Below are 15,490 nucleotides of genomic sequence, written 5' to 3'. Positions count from 1 at the left end.
TTAGAGACTAGCGAGAATCTCCCGCATCAGGCGTGCAGCCTCCGACGGAGTCTTACCAACCCTGACGCCGGCAGCCTCGAGGGCCTCCTGCTTTGCCTGAGCCGTTCCCGCGGAGCCGGAGACGATGGCGCCAGCGTGGCCCATCGTCTTGCCCTCGGGAGCCGTGAAGCCGGCAACGTAACCCACAACGGGCTTCGTCACATGGGCTTTGATATAGTCGGCGGCGCGCTCTTCAGCGTCTCCCCCAATTTCACCGATCATGACGATCGCCTTGGTCTCGGGGTCTGCTTCGAAAGCAGCGAGCGCATCGATGTGCGTGGTACCCACGATGGGGTCACCACCGATGCCGATGGCGGTGGAGAAACCGAGATCGCGAAGCTCGAACATCATCTGGTAGGTCAACGTTCCTGACTTGGAGACCAAGCCAATGGGGCCCTTGCCGGTGATGTTTGCGGGAGTGATTCCCACGAGGCATTCGCCGGGCGTGATGATTCCTGGGCAGTTGGGGCCGATCAGACGAGTCTTGTTGCCCTTCTCCTGCGCGTAGGCCCAGAACTCAGCGGAGTCTTGAACGGGGATGCCCTCGGTGATGATGACCAGAAGAGGAATCTCGGCGTCAATGGCTTCCATAACGGCATCCTTGGAGAAGGCCGGAGGAACGAAAGCAATAGAGACGTCGGCGCCCGTGGCGGCCATTGCTTCGGCTACCGTCGCGAAGACGGGAAGCTCGACATCGCCGTGGGTGACGGTGGTGCCAGCCTTGCGAGCGTTAACCCCGCCAACAACCTGAGTGCCAGCGGCGAGCATGCGGGCAGTGTGCTTGGAACCCTCACCACCGGTGATGCCCTGAACGATGACCTTGGAGTCTTTGTTTACAAAAATCGACATAGTTTGTCCTTAGATTTTCTGAAAGCGGCGCTTAGCGCGCAGCCAACTCGGCGGCCTTGTCGGCACCCTCATCCATGCCACTGGCAATGGTGATGAGGGGGTGGTTGGCAGCAGCCAAGATGCGGCGACCCTCTTCGACGTTGTTACCGTCGAGGCGAACAACCAGAGGCTTCGTAGCCGTTGAACCCAGCATCTCGAGGGCCTTGACTATTCCGTTGGCGACGGCGTCACACGCTGTGATGCCACCAAACACGTTGACGAAAACGCTCTTGACCTGAGGGTCGCCGAGGATGACGTCGAGGCCAGCAGCCATAACCTCAGCGGATGCTCCGCCCCCGATGTCGAGGAAGTTGGCGGGACGAACGCCACCGTGGTTCTCGCCAGCGTAGGCGACAACATCCAGTGTGCTCATGACAAGACCGGCACCGTTACCAATGATTCCGACCTGACCGTCGAGCTTGACGTAGTTGAGGTTGGCAGCCTTGGCCTTGGCCTCCAGAGGATCTGCCGCGGCAGCGTCTTCGAGGGCAGCGTGGTGGGCGTGACGGAATTCGGCGTTCTCGTCGAGCGATACTTTGCCGTCGAGCGCGACAATGTCACCGGCAGCGGTCAGCACGAGAGGGTTGACCTCCACGAGCGTGGCGTCCTCACCCTTGTAGACCTCATAGAGCTTGACGAAGACGGGAGCAACCTTGTCGACCAGTTCAGCGGGGAACTTCGCTTCGATGGCGATGCGCTTCGCTTCGGCAAGGTCGATGCCCTTGATGGGGTTGACCTCAATGCGAGCCAAAGCGTCGGGGCGCTCGACAGCGAGCACTTCAATTTCCACGCCACCCTCGTAGCTGGCAAGACAGAGGTAGGAACGGTTCGCGCGATCGAGCAGAACCGAGAAGTAGAACTCCTCTTCAATCTGCGCCCCAGCGGCAACCATGACGCGCTTGACGACGTGGCCCTTGATGTCTAGTCCGAGAATTGCCTCGGCGGCAGCCTGTGCTTCGTCGGCGTTCTTGGCAACCTTGACGCCGCCGGCCTTGCCGCGACCGCCAACCTTTACCTGCGCCTTCACGACAACAACGCCACCGATCTTCTCCGCGGCGGCGCGAGCCTCGGCTGGAGTATCGGCAATAATGCCAGCGAGTACGGGAACACCGTAGCTCTCGAATAGGTCCCTAGCTTGGTATTCGTACAGATCCACGTGATTTCCCAATCAGCATTCAGCGATAAGAGAGTCGAACGGTCTCGCGCTACAGCGCAAAAGTACCTTGACGTCAAGATAATTTGACCGAGTATGACTTTACCGGTTTTTTGAAGGGGAGTTGTGATTCGGCATTCCGATGGCTGGCACAAATGGGTCACTAGAAGGCAAACGAAGCTTTGCCTTACCTTGGTGGCGCGGCACTTCTGGTTCTGCTTGAGTACACACATGACAAATCATGGCTTTGAGCCCCACGAGGCAGCTTTCGCATCAAAACTTAACTGGCTCCGCGCCGGCGTGCTCGGCGCCAACGACGGAATTGTCTCCGTTGCTGCTCTTGTTGTCGGTGTCGCGGCGGCCACCACCGACCCCGGCGTCATCCTTCTCACCGCGACAGCCGCTCTCGTTGCCGGAGCGATTTCTATGGCACTGGGCGAATATGTCTCCGTCAGCAGCCAACGCGACAGCGAGATTGCATTGATTGCCAAAGAGCGAACAGAGCTCGCTGAAGAACCTGAGGCAGAACTCCTTGAGCTCGCCGGGATTTACGCGTCCAAGGGTCTCTCGGCCGAGACCGCCCATAAGGTCGCGGTTGAGCTGACAGCACACGACGCTCTGCGCGCGCACCTCGAGGCCGAACTTAATATCAGCGGAGAGCACCTGACGAATCCGCTGCACGCCGCCCTGTCATCCGCCATCGCCTTTGTTGTGGGAGCGGCGATTCCGCTGGCGACCATTCTGCTATCGCCCGTGGAATGGCGCATCGGCGCAACGTTTATCTCTGTCCTTGTTGCTCTCGCTCTCACCGGGGGGCTCGGTGCTTACATTGGCGGAAGCCAAATGCCTCGTGCCATCCTACGCGTCACCATCGGTGGCGCCGCCGCCCTTGCCATCACATTCGGCATCGGAAAGCTCATCGGCGGCACCGTTCTCTAGATTTTCTCGATCGGTGCAATCTTGATGAGGAGTTTTTTGGCTCCGGCTACATCGAACTTCACGTGGGCAACCCGTTTAGCGCCTTCGCCCGTGACCTGGGATACCGATCCATCGCCAAAATCAGCATGACGGATGCGGTCCCCCGCGGCCAGCTCCAAATCTCCGTTGTCGCGCACCTTGTTCGTAATGCGGTTTGCCCACTCGGCCTTGGGTCGAGGGGCCGCTTCCAGCGAGTTCCAGCCTCCCTCGGTCGTACCCCAACCGTTAGATTCACTGGAGGTTCCCGAACGGCCATAGCCGCCGGAGCCAGCGCCAAAGCGCCCAGAACCCGAGAGGCCTCGCCCGTCGGAGCCAAAACCTGCTCCGTTTCCCGGTGACTGTCGCCAGTCCATGAGCTCAGCGGGAATCTCTTGAAGATAGCGACTCGGCAAAGCACTGTTTGTTTGCCCGAACTGGGCACGGCTCATGGCGAGAGAAATAAAGAGTCGTTGACGTGCCCGCGTAATTCCTACGTAAAAGAGGCGCCGCTCTTCCGCGGGTCCCCCGGGTTCGCCGGCAGACATGCGGTGCGGGAGCAGTTCCTCCTCTACCCCGGTGATGAAGACGGCTTCGTACTCGAGGCCCTTGGCCGTGTGGAGCGTCATGAGACTGACGGTTCCGCTGGCATCGTCTAGGTCGTCGGCAGCGGCAACGAGAGCGACCTCCGTCAAGAAATCAATCAGCGTGCCATCGGGGTTGTTCTTATCAAACTCTTTGGTTACCGCCAAAAGTTCGTCTACGTTCTCGGCACGCGCCTCATCCTGCGCATCACGTGAGGCGCGCAAAAGAGTGGTGTAACTGGTCTCCTCGAGAAGCTTCGCCAGTACGTCGCCCACCGACCCCAGTTCCACAAGCGCCGTGGCCTCATCCAGCAGGCTTGAGAGTCGGGAAATAGCCCCCGACACTTTGGGCCCAAAACCGAGGGAGTCAGCCGAGCGCAACGATTCCCGCAGGCTGATCTCATTCTGGTCGGCATAATTCTGCAACTGCGTCTCGGTTGCCGGGCCAATGCCCCGCTTGGGCACATTCAGGATGCGCCGCACCGCCAGCGTATCGGCGGGATTAGCAATGACGACCAAATACGAGAGGACATCTTTGATTTCGGCGCGCTCATAGAACTTAGTGCCGCCCAGGATGCGGTACGGCAGAGCCGAGCGGATGAAAATCTCTTCCAACGCTCGCGTCTGCGCGTTCGTTCGGTAGAAGACGGCCATCTTGTTGTAGTCCATGCCGGCGGCGCGCAACGCACTAATCTCATCGACGACAAACTGGGCCTCATCGTGAGCGGAATAGCCGGTGAAGCCGACAATCTTTTCGCCCCCACCGATCGAGGTCCAGAGTTTCTTATCTTTGCGATCAAAGTTGTTGGAGATGACGCCGTTTGCCGCATCCAGAATATTTTGCGTCGAACGATAGTTCTGCTCCAGCATGACAACCTTGGCACCAGGAAAATCGCGCTCAAATTCACCGATATTGCGCATGTCAGCGCCACGGAAAGCGTAAATTGACTGGTCCGAGTCGCCCACTACCGTCAGCGAGGCTCCGGGCAAGCCGTCCTCGGTTTCGCGCGTCAACTCATGAATGAGAGAGTATTGCGCATGGTTCGTGTCTTGGTATTCGTCCACGAGAATATGACGAAATTTGCGGCGGTAGACATCGGCCACATGAGGGAATGCCCGAAAAAGAAAGACCGTCTGGGCCAACAGGTCGTCAAAATCAAAAGCATTCGCCGACTGGAGCGCCCGCGTGTAGGTCCGATAAACCTCGAGGAACTTGCGCTCGCTGGGATCACTCATGCTCGCGTTGCGGGCGTAACTTTCGACATCGTTGAGCTCATTTTTGAGTCGAGAGATTTTGCCTGAGACGCCGGAGACCGTCAACCCGTACGTGTCCGCCTCATGTTCCTTGATGATGCGTTTGATCAGCGTGCGTGAATCGTGGGAATCGTAGATCGTGAAATTCTTGGTAAAGCCAAAGTTTTCGGCCTCGCGGCGCAAAATGCGTACGCAAGAGGAATGAAAAGTTGAGATCCACATTCCCTCGGTGGCGGCTCCCAACATCGATTCGGCTCGCTCGCGCATTTCTGCGGCCGCTTTGTTCGTGAACGTAATGGCCAATATCTGGCTTGGCCACGCCTCCTGGCCGCGAATGAGACTCGCGATGCGCCTCGTAAGCACGCTGGTCTTGCCCGACCCCGCACCGGCCACAATGAGCAAGGCAGGCCCGCGGTACTCAACAGCCTCGCGCTGTTCCGGGTTCAACCCGTCCAACAAAGGATCCGAAGGCGTAAGAAGGCTCATAACCTCTCAATTCTAAGGCCGAGCACTGACACTTTCTCGGGCAGCCAGAGCGAGATCCGGATGATCCGCGAAGACGCCATCCACCCCGAGAGAGTAGAGGGAGGCAAAGTAACCCTGCCAATTACCCCAGGCCGCCTGGTCGAGACCAACCTGCCATTTCAGGGGGAGAAATCGATTCTCGGGTCGCAGGGTCCAAGTAAAGACGGTCAACCCCGAACAGTGAGCGGCCTCCACAATCTTTCGTCCCGCGTCTACGCTCCCAGTGAAGATGTCAACGAGAAAACGAGCGTCGAGACCTAGCCCGTCGAAGGTGCCCCCCAGAGCTTCCAGCCCAGCGTCCGACAACTCATCGATGTAGGAAAGCGACGGAACACCCTGCTCAGCGGCCCACGTGACCTCGTCCCAGGCAACCCCACCAAACTCCATCAAATAGACATGGCGAGCGCCGATGCCCCGTGCCCGCATGCGCAACAAAATTGTCTTCTGAAAGCATTCGATCGTCAGCCTGGGGTCATTTGCGGCCCACCCCGCCTGCTGCAGCGTCATCTCTAAGAGCGCATCGAGGGGTAGGCCTTGCTCATCGAAATAGGTGGCATCCTTGAGCTCAAGAATGAGCGCAACGCCGGCCCCGGCAGTTTTCTCGAAGAGATCAAGCACGTCGTTCAGCCTCAGAATTGGCTCGCTATCATTGCTGGCGGCGCTATCGGGCCGCATTGTGGGGAAGCGTTCGCGACAACGCAGTCGCGTGAGCTCGGCCCACGTGAAATCTTCCGTGAAAAAACCACTCTGTGTTCGACCATCTACCGTTTTTGTGGCGTGACGGTCGGCAAATTCCGCATGTTCACCCACATCCGTGCTCATCGATATTTCACTCTCATGCCGAACCACGAGAACGCCGTCGCGGGTCGGAACAAGGTCCAACTCGATCGCCTCCGCGCTCATTTCCAAGGCAAGAAGATAGGACGATCGGGTGTGTTCGGGGCGATACCCGCTGGCACCGCGATGCGCAAAAATACTCGGTTTCACGTTGATATCACTCGTCACATGCCTACATTAGCGAGCCAATCTCACGACGCTCTCAGCCAACACCCGGTAATCTCTCGATATATTTGACGGAGCAGTACTCGACGTGTGTCTTTTCCCGAAAGGAACCCCTCACCGCCATGGCCATGGACAACCCCGCCTACACCCGCAACAAGGGCTTCACCGCAGACAAGGGCACGCTTAGCGCGGTCGAACTGCAGGCTATGTACGACGCTTCGCCCAACACGGTGACCAGCCATGGCGGCAGTGCCAATACCGTCGCGGAGACGCCCATGAGTATCGAAGGGGCGGTCGGCAAGTCCGTGACGTTGTTCGCCATTCTCGTCGTCGGTGCTGTCGTCGGTTGGGTTCTCACGAGCGGCAACCCCGCTCTCGGCATGAGCATGATGTTCGGGGCCATGATTATCGGCTTCGTTTTGGCCATGGTCAACATCTTCAAGAAAGAGCCCTCCCCCGCGCTCATCATGGCGTATGCCGTAGTTCAGGGTTTCTTTCTCGGCGTCATCTCGTTTGTTTACAACTCTCAGTGGGACGGAATCGTCCTGCAGGCCGTCCTGGCTACCCTCACTATCGTTGGGGTGACGCTCGCCCTGTTCGCCAGCGGCAAGGTGCGCGCTTCGGCAAAAGCCACCAAGGTCTTCATGATCTCCATGGTTGGCTACCTTGTCTTCAGCCTCATCAACATGTTGTTGATGTCCTTCGGCGCCATCAACAACCCCTGGGGAGTTCGTGGTTTTGAGATCTTCGGTATCCCCTTGGGTGCCCTGATTGGTGTCTTCGCAATTCTTCTTGGGGCCTACTCGCTGGTGCTCGACTTTGATTTCATTCAGAAGGGTGTCGCGAACCGCATCCCCGCCAAGTTTGAGTGGATGGGCGCCTTCGGCATCATGGTGACCGTCATCTGGCTGTACCTCGAGTTGCTTCGCCTGTTGGCCATTACCCGCAACTAACACCGTCCAAGCGGTGCGCTAGCCCGCTCGTTGCGGCATTAACGACAAAACTGGCCTACCCCACAGGGTAGGCCAGTTTTTTGTAGCTCGTTAGCCGTTCGTGACGACACAGGCGCCACTGGCGACACAGGCCTGGGTTGCGCTAACAACGACAATGACAATGATGATGCCAATGACGATTTCGGCGAAACCGATGATGACGGCGGCAAGAGCAAGCCCGCGACCATTTTCGCCAGTCTTCTTGACCTGGTTCATTGCGACGAAGCCCAAGATGATGGCGACAATGTTGAAGCCAATAATGGACAGAACGAGTGAAACGATAGCAAGAACGTTAGTTTTTGGTGCGACGTTGGTAACTGGTGCGACGTTGGACGTGGTCATTTTTACTCCCCAAAAGCGGGCACTCGAATGAGCGCTCATCGAGCTAATACTGGCATAGAAATGCTACGGAACAGTACTGCCTTTAGTTGAGGGTCGAAAAGCTATTCCCACTCAATCGTTCCGGGCGGCTTGCTCGTGACATCGAGCACGACACGGTTCACTCCGGCAACTTCGTTCGTGATGCGGTTCGAGATCTTCGCCAGCACGTCGTAGGGCAGGCGCGTCCAGTCCGCCGTCATGGCGTCTTCGCTGGATACGGGGCGCAGAACAATGGGGTGACCGTAGGTGCGCCCATCGCCCATGACACCGACGGAGCGAACATCCGCCAGCAACACAACGGGGCACTGCCAAATCTCGTCGTCAAGACCAGCGGCCGTGAGTTCAAATCGCACGATGGCATCGGCTTTCCGCAGAAGGTCGAGGCGCTCCTGGGTGATGTCGCCCACGATGCGGATTCCGAGGCCGGGGCCGGGGAAGGGCTGGCGGCCCACGATTTCGTGGGGAAGACCCAGCTCGCGGCCGATGGCGCGAACCTCGTCCTTGAACAGCGCTCGCAGGGGCTCAACGAGCTCAAACTGCAGGTCATCAGGAAGACCACCAACGTTGTGGTGGCTCTTAATGTTGGCGGTACCGCTGCCACCACCAGATTCCACGACGTCGGGGTACAAGGTTCCCTGCACCAAGAATTTGATGGGCTGGCCATCGGCGTCTGCCTCGGCGACGAGATCGCGCTCGGCCTGCTCGAAGGTTCGAATGAACTCGCGGCCGATGATCTTGCGCTTCGTTTCGGGATCGCTGACGCCGGCGAGCGCCGTCAAGAACTGCTCCCGAACATCTACGGTGACCAAGCGGATGCCCGTGATGCGCACGTAATCCTCTTCAACCTGGCGGCGCTCATCCTGCCGCAACAATCCGTGGTCAACGAAGATGCAGACGAGTTGATCGCCAACGGCCTTGTGCACGAGCGCTGCGGCCACGGCCGAGTCAACGCCACCGGAAAGACCGCAGATGACCCGTGAGGTGCCAATCTGTTTGCGGATCAGAGCAACCTGCGTCTCGATGACGTTTTCGCTGTTCCAGTCCGCGGGGATCTTGGCGCAGTCGTGCAAGAAGTTCTCCAGAACGCGCTGACCGAACTCAGAGTGCTTGACCTCGGGGTGCCATTGCACGCCATAAAGTTGACGCTCATCGTTCGCAAACGCCGCGACGGGAGTGGCTTCGGTGCTGGCGACAACGGTGAAACCCTCGGGGGCCTGCGACACCTGATCGCCGTGACTCATCCACACGGTCTGGTCATCGGGCTGGCCTGCCACAAGCGGATGCCCGGACGCGATGCGCATGGGAGTAGCACCATATTCACGACCACCGGTCTGGGCGACCGTGCCGCCGAGGGCCTGGGCCATGACCTGAAATCCGTAGCAAATACCAAAGACAGGAATGCCCAGTTCGAGAATGGCCGGGTCGAGCGTGGGCGAACCAGGCTCGTAAACGCTCGAGGGACCACCGCTGAGCACAATGCCGACCGGGTTCTTGGCTTTAACTTCAGCCGCCGTAATGGAGTGCGCCACGATTTCGGAGTACACCCCAGCTTCGCGCACGCGACGGGCAATCAGTTGAGCGTACTGGGCACCAAAATCTACAACGAGGACGGGCTGGCTCATGCGGCCGCTCCTTCTACTTCACGTGCATCGGAAGAGGCCCGCGTGACGAGATAGGCGCGAACGCGCTTGGTGAAGATGCTCTCCAAGAAGAACGACAAAACGGGAATGATGCCACCGGATGCCAGCACCACAAAGGTGAGCAGGTTCCAGCGCATGGTCGACCAGAGGCGGAAACAGGCGATGAGGTAGAGCACATAAAGCCACCCGTGCACGATCAGAATGATGGTTGAGAGATTGATGGCCTGCACACTGTCGCGGGCAACCAACGCGATGAACCCGTAGGCGCCACCCATCTCCAGCTCATAGCCAAGCTCCCACTTGGTGATGACCTCAGCCACCAGCAACAAGAGAAAAGAGCCGGTCACGAATGACATGACCTGATAGAGCTTGAGGACCTTGGGGATGCGGGGGATATCGATGGTGCGGGGCTCTAAGCTCATGCCCCTAGTTTATGCGTTGTGATCGGCCGACCATTCATGCGGAGTACACCCAAAGTAACGACGAAAGACCCGCGAGAACGTTGTCGTGTCGGTGAACCCTGTTCCGAATGCGATATCCGAAATGGATGTCGTCTCGGATCGTGTCTGAAGAAGTCCCGCGGCTCTCTCAACACGTTCCCGGCGGATGAAATCAGCCGGGGTCGTCCGCGCCCGGTCAAAAAGGTCATAAAGCTTTCTCCGCGAAATGAAATACCGGGCGGCCACACTTTCAGGCGACAAATCCGGCGACGTCATGTTTTCACGAATGTACGTCTCCAGGGTGATGAGTAATGCTGCGGGCCCCGTGGGGACGACATCTCGTTGGCCCCACACAGACCTCATCATCACGGAAGCCAGCTCCGAGAGGACTTCGGCTCGACCGTTAACGTTAACGGCGTCTCCCGAACGAGGGGCCAGGAGCAAACTCCGGGCGTACGTCATGAAACTGGCCTTCGACGCGTTAGCGGGGGCGAAAGTGCTGGCTGCAATGTCGGCCAACTGCCGATCAGAGAGGTCGAGAGAGCGCCTATTGGCCTGAATCACAATTTGCCGCTGCCCCGGCGCGGAGTAGTCGAGGCGATAGGGATGATGCGTCTCGTACATGGTGACGGATCCCGGAGCCACAGCGACCGCACGGCCGTTCTGGCGAATGGCACCACGCGATCCGAACTGGATGGAGATATGCACGTCATCAGAATCTGCCATCGCCGCGAGCCGCGGAGTCCGATCCACAACGCACGCCTCTGAGGAGACCTCCGAAATGGCAATGTGGCGACTCAACTGCTCATGGTCGATGAAACCGGAGAAATGAGAATCAAAAGATTGGCAGACCAGCGGCACGAAACTCTCACTGGCGAAGTCCTGCCACTCATCCGCGGTCGCCGCCGCAAAGAGCACCATGCCACGCTCCTTCCGACGTTTGACCTTGCTCTTATTATGGGCAATCCCCCTCAGGCGTGCCACAGGATTGCACAAAATGCCGATGATAAAAACATCCTCGCGTCTAGCTTCGAACTATCACCGACGCGGTGACCCAATCACGCTGGAGGACTCTATGGGTAAAACAATTCGTCTCGCTGCTGTGCAAGCTGAGCCGGTCTGGCTCGACGTCGATGGAACCGTCGAGAAAACCCTGGCGATCATCAAGGATGCGGCGGTAGCCGGTGTTGACCTCATTGCTTTCCCTGAGACCTGGATCCCTGGATACCCGGCTTTTCTCTGGACCCTTCCCGCGCCTGAGCAGATGCCCTTCGTCGGTCGCTATCATGCCAACTCGCTCACCGTAAACGGTCCTCACATGCGCGCCATCCGAGAGGCCGCCCGTGACAACCACATCAACGTCGTCATCGGTTTCAGCGAGAAAGCCCACGGCACCCTGTACATGGCACAGACCATGATTGGTCGCGAAGGCCAGATTTTGCTTCACCGACGCAAGCTCAAGCCCACTCACGTCGAACGCACTCTTTTCGGCGAGGGAGACGGGTCCGACCTCACAGTCGTGGCCACGGAACTCGGCCGCGTTGGTGCCTTGAATTGCTGGGAACATCTTCAACCGCTCACGAAGTTTGCAATGTACGCCCAGAACGAGCAGATTCATATTTCCGGATGGCCGTGCTTTGGCATCCTGGATATGGTTCCGAGCTTGAGCCATGAGACCAATCTGGGGGCATCGCGAACGTATGCCATCGAAGGCGGTTGCTTCGTTCTCGCCTCAACCCAGATCATGAGTGATGAGGGTGTCAAAACTTTCGCCCTTGCCGATGGCTCGATCCCCCCGATTTACACCGGCGGCGGCGGATACGCCACTATTTTTGGGCCCGACTCCGCCGTGCTCTCGACTGCGCTAGACCCCAACGTCGAAGGTTTCGTCACGGCGGACGTAGACCTCAGCATGATTGACTTTGCCAAAAACGCGGCCGACCCTTCTGGCCACTACAGCCGCCCCGACGTCACCCAGCTCCTGTTCAACAACACGCCTCAACGCGTTGTCATTGGCGATGGGCTCTTCGGCACGGAGATTGTCTTTCCTGACCTCGACGCCACGGAGGACGACGGTGCTGCGTGAAGAGGGAAGCCGACCTCGACGAACAATTCCCGCGCGTTTGCCATGGCCGGACTGGGTTCCGCCGGTGCCCGGTTTTTCGGCAAAAATTGATGGCCCTGTAACTTTTGCCTATTACGGCGTCCAAACCATGGAGGGAAAAGACTCCATCGGGGTAGCAGAATTCCGTGAGTGGATTAACGCGACTTCTGCGCTGAGTTCTGGGCCGGATTACCGGGAATATGCCGAGTTCGTCGATTCCGCCGGGTTCTACACGTGGATTTCCATCGGTTATTGGCGCGGCGACGCCCAGAGATTTAGCGACTGGTCGTCAGGGCCAAAACACCAATCGTTCTGGGAGTCGCCCGCTAGGCTGACGCAGACCTCCGGCTATTTTCGAGAAGTCCTGCAGACGCCCGCCGAGAGGCTTGAGACACTCTATTCAGATGCTGCTATGTGCGCCGGCGCAAATGGCGGCACTGTGCCAATGAGCAGTCCCATTCAAGAACATAACTACTGGGGTTCCATGCGCGATCGAATTCGCGCCTCCGGCAATGATGCCTTGCTTTCCTCATCGAGCGCCAGTGCCGCGCGAAGTACCTCAACGCAGGAGCGTCACGGCAGGGTTTTGATATCGGGAAAGGCAAATCTGGCGACAATTCGCTCCGGAGAGCACTACGAGGGTCTCATAGGGAGGGAGAAAGAAATCTATGACAGAGAACTCGTTCCCTCCGTCGTGGAGGGAATGCTCTATCTTCGCGACAACCCCGTTGAAAGCGGATGCTATTCCTGCCGCCACATGACCGAGACAACCCACTCTGGTGACACTCTCGAGAGAAAATTCGCGGTCGCCCACTTTGTCTCGCTACGCCATTTGGAGGTGTGGTCCGAATCACATCCGAGTCATCTCAAGATTTTTAATCGGTTTATTGAGATGGCCCAAGAGCTCAAGGGGGCCATCAAACTCCGACTGTGGCACGAAGTCCTTGTGACGGAAGCCCCGGCGCAATACTTTGAGTATCTGAATTGCCATGAGGCCACGGGAATGTTGCCCTACAGAGAAAGTGTCTTTTCTTCTTCCTCGCGCTCGTAGGCATCCCGCACGAGGCGGTACCAGAAATACACGGCGAAGCCCGCGAAGACCACCCATTCAATGGCATAGAAGATGTTCAGCCAGTTCAAGGTGGCGGAATTCTCTGGCGGCGCCGAATCAATGGTCGTCAAGCCGTCGGGCCCCTGATCATCAATGAGATAGGCACCAAAAGACGTGCCCGAGTAGTTCGGCCAGACGTTAACCAACGAGGCGACCGACAGCGTTGACTCCTCGAAAGGGTTGCCCGTCGGTTTGGGAACCGTCGGCGCCTCGGTCGGCATCAGGCGACCACTGATCAAGATGGTGGATCCGGAACCGGCGACAGCGGCCGCCTTCTCTGGCGCCAGAGCGGCATTCAGCGCATCCTGGGTTGGAGCCCACCCCAAAGCAACCGGCAACGATACGGATGCGGGACCGCGAGCCGCCACCGCGTCACCGTTATCACCGTTATCACCAGAGTTTGACACCAAAAGACGGCCTACAAGCCAATACCCAGCCTTGCCTTGATTCAGACGGCCGGTGAGGACGACAAAGCCCTCGGGATCAAACGCACCGCTGACCGTCGTGAGATGCCCCCCGGCCGTAATCGGAATCGGGCCACCCGGCTTGGCGAGCTCGATCAGCGGTTTCGCGATTTCGGTGAGGGACGAAGCCGCTTGCGAGTCGAGCACCGCGCGCTCCACCTGCCACTTACCCAACCAGGCAAACACTGCTGCCAGCGCGAGGGCGAAAAGGAGGAGCAAAATCCACTTAGGTTGCCGGGCAATTCGAATCATAAGGTCGTTGCCAAGCCAATCGGTGGGACGGCAACGCTGAGGGCATTCGCCGCCACGTCGTCGTCTTGACGTTGACTGGCAAGTTCTGCTTCTACCCAGGCGAGGTAGTTGGCGACCTCTGCTTTCGCGCGAGTAGCATTCCAGCCGAGGACCGGCGCTAAAAGCTTGGCGACCACGGGCGCGGCGGCGGCCCCGCGATCTGAAGTTTCAATGGCGAGACGCGTTCGTCGATCCAACACATCCTCAATGTGCAGAGCACCCTCATGGGTGGCCGCGTAGATCACTTCGGCCTGAACATAGTCAGTTGTGCCGGGTACAAGTGTTGCCAACGATGCATTCTCGGCGATGAGAGCAAGCACATCCGGTGCCATCGATCCGTACCGATGGAGGAGGTGGGTGACCAGGGCGACAGACAAACCAGTTTCGGCTGCCGTTCGCTCACGCCGGCTGAACTCCGCCACATATCCGCATGCCCCCAGCAGGGGAACCCGATCGGTGATGCTCGGCGGGATCAGCCCATCGAGACCGTCAACAGCGGCATCGACCGCATCCTGAGCCATGACCCGGTACGTCGTCCACTTACCCCCGGCAATCAGAGTGAGTCCTGGTGCCGGATTCGCGACAACATGTTCGCGCGAAAGCTTCGAGGTTTCGTCAGATTCCCCCGCTAGGAGTGGCCGAAGCCCCACATACACGCCCTCGATGTCGTCGCGCGTCAGGGGGGTTTCCATCACGGTATTGACGTGTTCCAAGAGGTAGTCAATGTCGGCCGCGGTCGCGGAGGGATGCACCTTATCGAGATGCCAGTCCGTGTCGGTGGTGCCGATGATCCAGTGTTTGCCCCACGGAATGACGAACAGCACACTCTTCTCGGTGCGCAGGAGCAATCCCATAATTGATTGAAACTTGGCCCGTGGAATCAGAATGTGCACGCCCTTGGATGCCCGCACTCGCAAGCGACCTCCGTCGGCCACCATGGCCTGAGTTTCCCCTGTCCATACCCCGGTGGAGTTGATGACAGATTTTGCGCGAATCTCGAAGTGTTCGTCGGTCAGAAGATCATGGGCCTTCACCCCGACGATGCGCTCGCCTTCTGTCAGAAATCCCTCGACCCGAACGCGGTTGGCGGCATGCGCCCCGAACGATGCCGCGGTGCGCACGAGCGTCACAACATAGCGAGCGTCATCAACCTGGCCGTCGTAGTACGACAAGCCGCCAATGATGTTCGAGGAGCGAAGGCTGGGGGCGGCGAGCGCCACCTGTCGTTTCGAAAGGTGACGGTGGTGGGGAACTCCCGGAGTCCGGCCTCCGGTATAGGAAAGGAGGTCATAGAGCATCATTCCCGCGCCAATATAGACCCGCTCCCACAAACGGTGGTGAAGGGGATAGAGAAATCGAATCGGGCGAACGAGGTGCGGGGCGATGCTTTGGAGAAGAAGGCCGCGCTCTGTGAGCGCTTCTTGTACGAGCGGAAAATCGAGCTGTTCCAGATAACGGATGCCACCGTGCACGAGCTTGGATGATCGGCTCGACGTTCCGCTCGCCCAATCTTGAGCTTCTAGAATGCCCACGTCCAGCCCTCGGGTCACGGCATCCAATGCTGATCCCGCGCCGACGATGCCCCCGCCAATCACGAGCACATCGAGCACCCGAGACCGCATGGAGGCCAGCGCCAGCGCCCGCGTCGCCGCGTTCAGTCGCGAAAAA

The 15,490-nt window shown here is 58.7% G+C and carries 14 protein-coding genes; 4 read left to right on the top strand and 10 right to left on the bottom strand.

Annotation, left to right across the window (positions count from 1 at the left end):
* Both sucD and sucC read right to left on the bottom strand, forming a co-directional pair.
* Positions 1 to 888: a succinate--CoA ligase subunit alpha gene (gene sucD, locus FB555_RS10220; protein ID WP_182485380.1), complete on the bottom strand. Its 888-nt coding sequence runs from the start codon at positions 886 to 888 to the stop codon at positions 1 to 3.
* Between the two features lie 31 nt (positions 889 to 919).
* Entirely contained in the window at positions 920 to 2,083 is a 1,164-nt protein-coding gene (sucC, locus tag FB555_RS10215; protein WP_182485379.1) for an ADP-forming succinate--CoA ligase subunit beta, read from the bottom strand.
* Positions 2,084 to 2,311: 228 nt separating this feature from the next.
* On the opposite strand from sucC, the gene FB555_RS10210 reads away from it, so the two are divergent.
* Positions 2,312 to 3,019 (top strand): VIT1/CCC1 transporter family protein, encoded by a 708-nt coding sequence (locus FB555_RS10210; RefSeq protein ID WP_182485378.1) that lies wholly within the window; start codon positions 2,312 to 2,314, stop codon positions 3,017 to 3,019.
* Here FB555_RS10210 and FB555_RS10205 read toward each other — a convergent pair.
* Positions 3,016 to 5,358: an ATP-dependent helicase gene (locus FB555_RS10205; RefSeq protein WP_182485377.1), complete on the bottom strand. Its 2,343-nt coding sequence runs from the start codon at positions 5,356 to 5,358 to the stop codon at positions 3,016 to 3,018. The genes FB555_RS10210 and FB555_RS10205 overlap by 4 nt on opposite strands.
* 12 nt (positions 5,359 to 5,370) lie before the next feature.
* Entirely contained in the window at positions 5,371 to 6,402 is a 1,032-nt protein-coding gene (locus FB555_RS10200) for a glycerophosphodiester phosphodiesterase family protein (RefSeq protein WP_343046460.1), read from the bottom strand.
* Positions 6,403 to 6,521: 119 nt separating this feature from the next.
* On the opposite strand from FB555_RS10200, the gene FB555_RS10195 reads away from it, so the two are divergent.
* Positions 6,522 to 7,352, top strand: coding sequence for a Bax inhibitor-1/YccA family protein (locus FB555_RS10195; RefSeq protein WP_182485376.1), 831 nt, complete (start codon positions 6,522 to 6,524; stop codon positions 7,350 to 7,352).
* A 90-nt stretch (positions 7,353 to 7,442) separates the two neighbouring features.
* Here the strand turns inward: FB555_RS10195 and FB555_RS10190 are convergent, their stop codons facing one another.
* The 4 genes from FB555_RS10190 to FB555_RS10175 all read right to left on the bottom strand — a co-directional run bounded on the left by FB555_RS10190 (position 7,443) and on the right by FB555_RS10175 (position 10,773).
* Positions 7,443 to 7,733: a DUF4190 domain-containing protein gene (locus FB555_RS10190; protein ID WP_246323718.1), complete on the bottom strand. Its 291-nt coding sequence runs from the start codon at positions 7,731 to 7,733 to the stop codon at positions 7,443 to 7,445.
* A 101-nt stretch (positions 7,734 to 7,834) separates the two neighbouring features.
* Positions 7,835 to 9,394 carry a glutamine-hydrolyzing GMP synthase gene (gene guaA, locus FB555_RS10185; protein WP_182485374.1) on the bottom strand — a complete coding sequence of 520 codons (1,560 nt, stop codon included), beginning with the start codon at positions 9,392 to 9,394 and terminating at the stop codon, positions 7,835 to 7,837.
* Positions 9,391 to 9,834, bottom strand: a complete 444-nt coding sequence (locus FB555_RS10180; RefSeq protein WP_182485373.1) for a DUF3817 domain-containing protein — start codon at positions 9,832 to 9,834, stop codon at positions 9,391 to 9,393. Before FB555_RS10180 ends, guaA begins: the two co-directional genes overlap by 4 nt.
* Positions 9,835 to 9,843: 9 nt before the next feature.
* Positions 9,844 to 10,773: a helix-turn-helix domain-containing protein gene (locus FB555_RS10175; protein WP_182485372.1), complete on the bottom strand. Its 930-nt coding sequence runs from the start codon at positions 10,771 to 10,773 to the stop codon at positions 9,844 to 9,846.
* Between the two features lie 154 nt (positions 10,774 to 10,927).
* Between FB555_RS10175 and FB555_RS10170 the strand changes: the two genes are divergently transcribed.
* Together FB555_RS10170 and FB555_RS10165 are read left to right on the top strand one after the other, a co-directional pair.
* Complete coding sequence (locus tag FB555_RS10170; RefSeq protein ID WP_182485371.1) at positions 10,928 to 11,938, top strand: carbon-nitrogen hydrolase family protein; 1,011 nt, start codon at positions 10,928 to 10,930, stop codon at positions 11,936 to 11,938.
* Positions 11,939 to 12,002: 64 nt separating this feature from the next.
* Positions 12,003 to 13,007, top strand: a complete 1,005-nt coding sequence (locus tag FB555_RS10165; protein ID WP_182485370.1) for a phenylacetaldoxime dehydratase family protein — start codon at positions 12,003 to 12,005, stop codon at positions 13,005 to 13,007.
* On the opposite strand, the gene FB555_RS10160 is transcribed toward FB555_RS10165, so the two are convergent.
* Positions 12,968 to 13,783, bottom strand: coding sequence for an SURF1 family cytochrome oxidase biogenesis protein (locus FB555_RS10160; RefSeq protein ID WP_182485369.1), 816 nt, complete (start codon positions 13,781 to 13,783; stop codon positions 12,968 to 12,970). The genes FB555_RS10165 and FB555_RS10160 overlap by 40 nt on opposite strands.
* Positions 13,780 to 15,444: a glycerol-3-phosphate dehydrogenase/oxidase gene (locus FB555_RS10155; RefSeq protein WP_182485406.1), complete on the bottom strand. Its 1,665-nt coding sequence runs from the start codon at positions 15,442 to 15,444 to the stop codon at positions 13,780 to 13,782. The genes FB555_RS10160 and FB555_RS10155 overlap by 4 nt, the downstream gene beginning before the upstream one ends.
* Positions 15,445 to 15,490: the final 46 nt, after the last annotated feature.

Source organism: Alpinimonas psychrophila, assembly GCF_014137865.1.
GTDB lineage: Bacteria > Actinomycetota > Actinomycetes > Actinomycetales > Microbacteriaceae > Alpinimonas > Alpinimonas psychrophila.
This window is presented reverse-complemented; position numbering and strand designations above follow the sequence as displayed.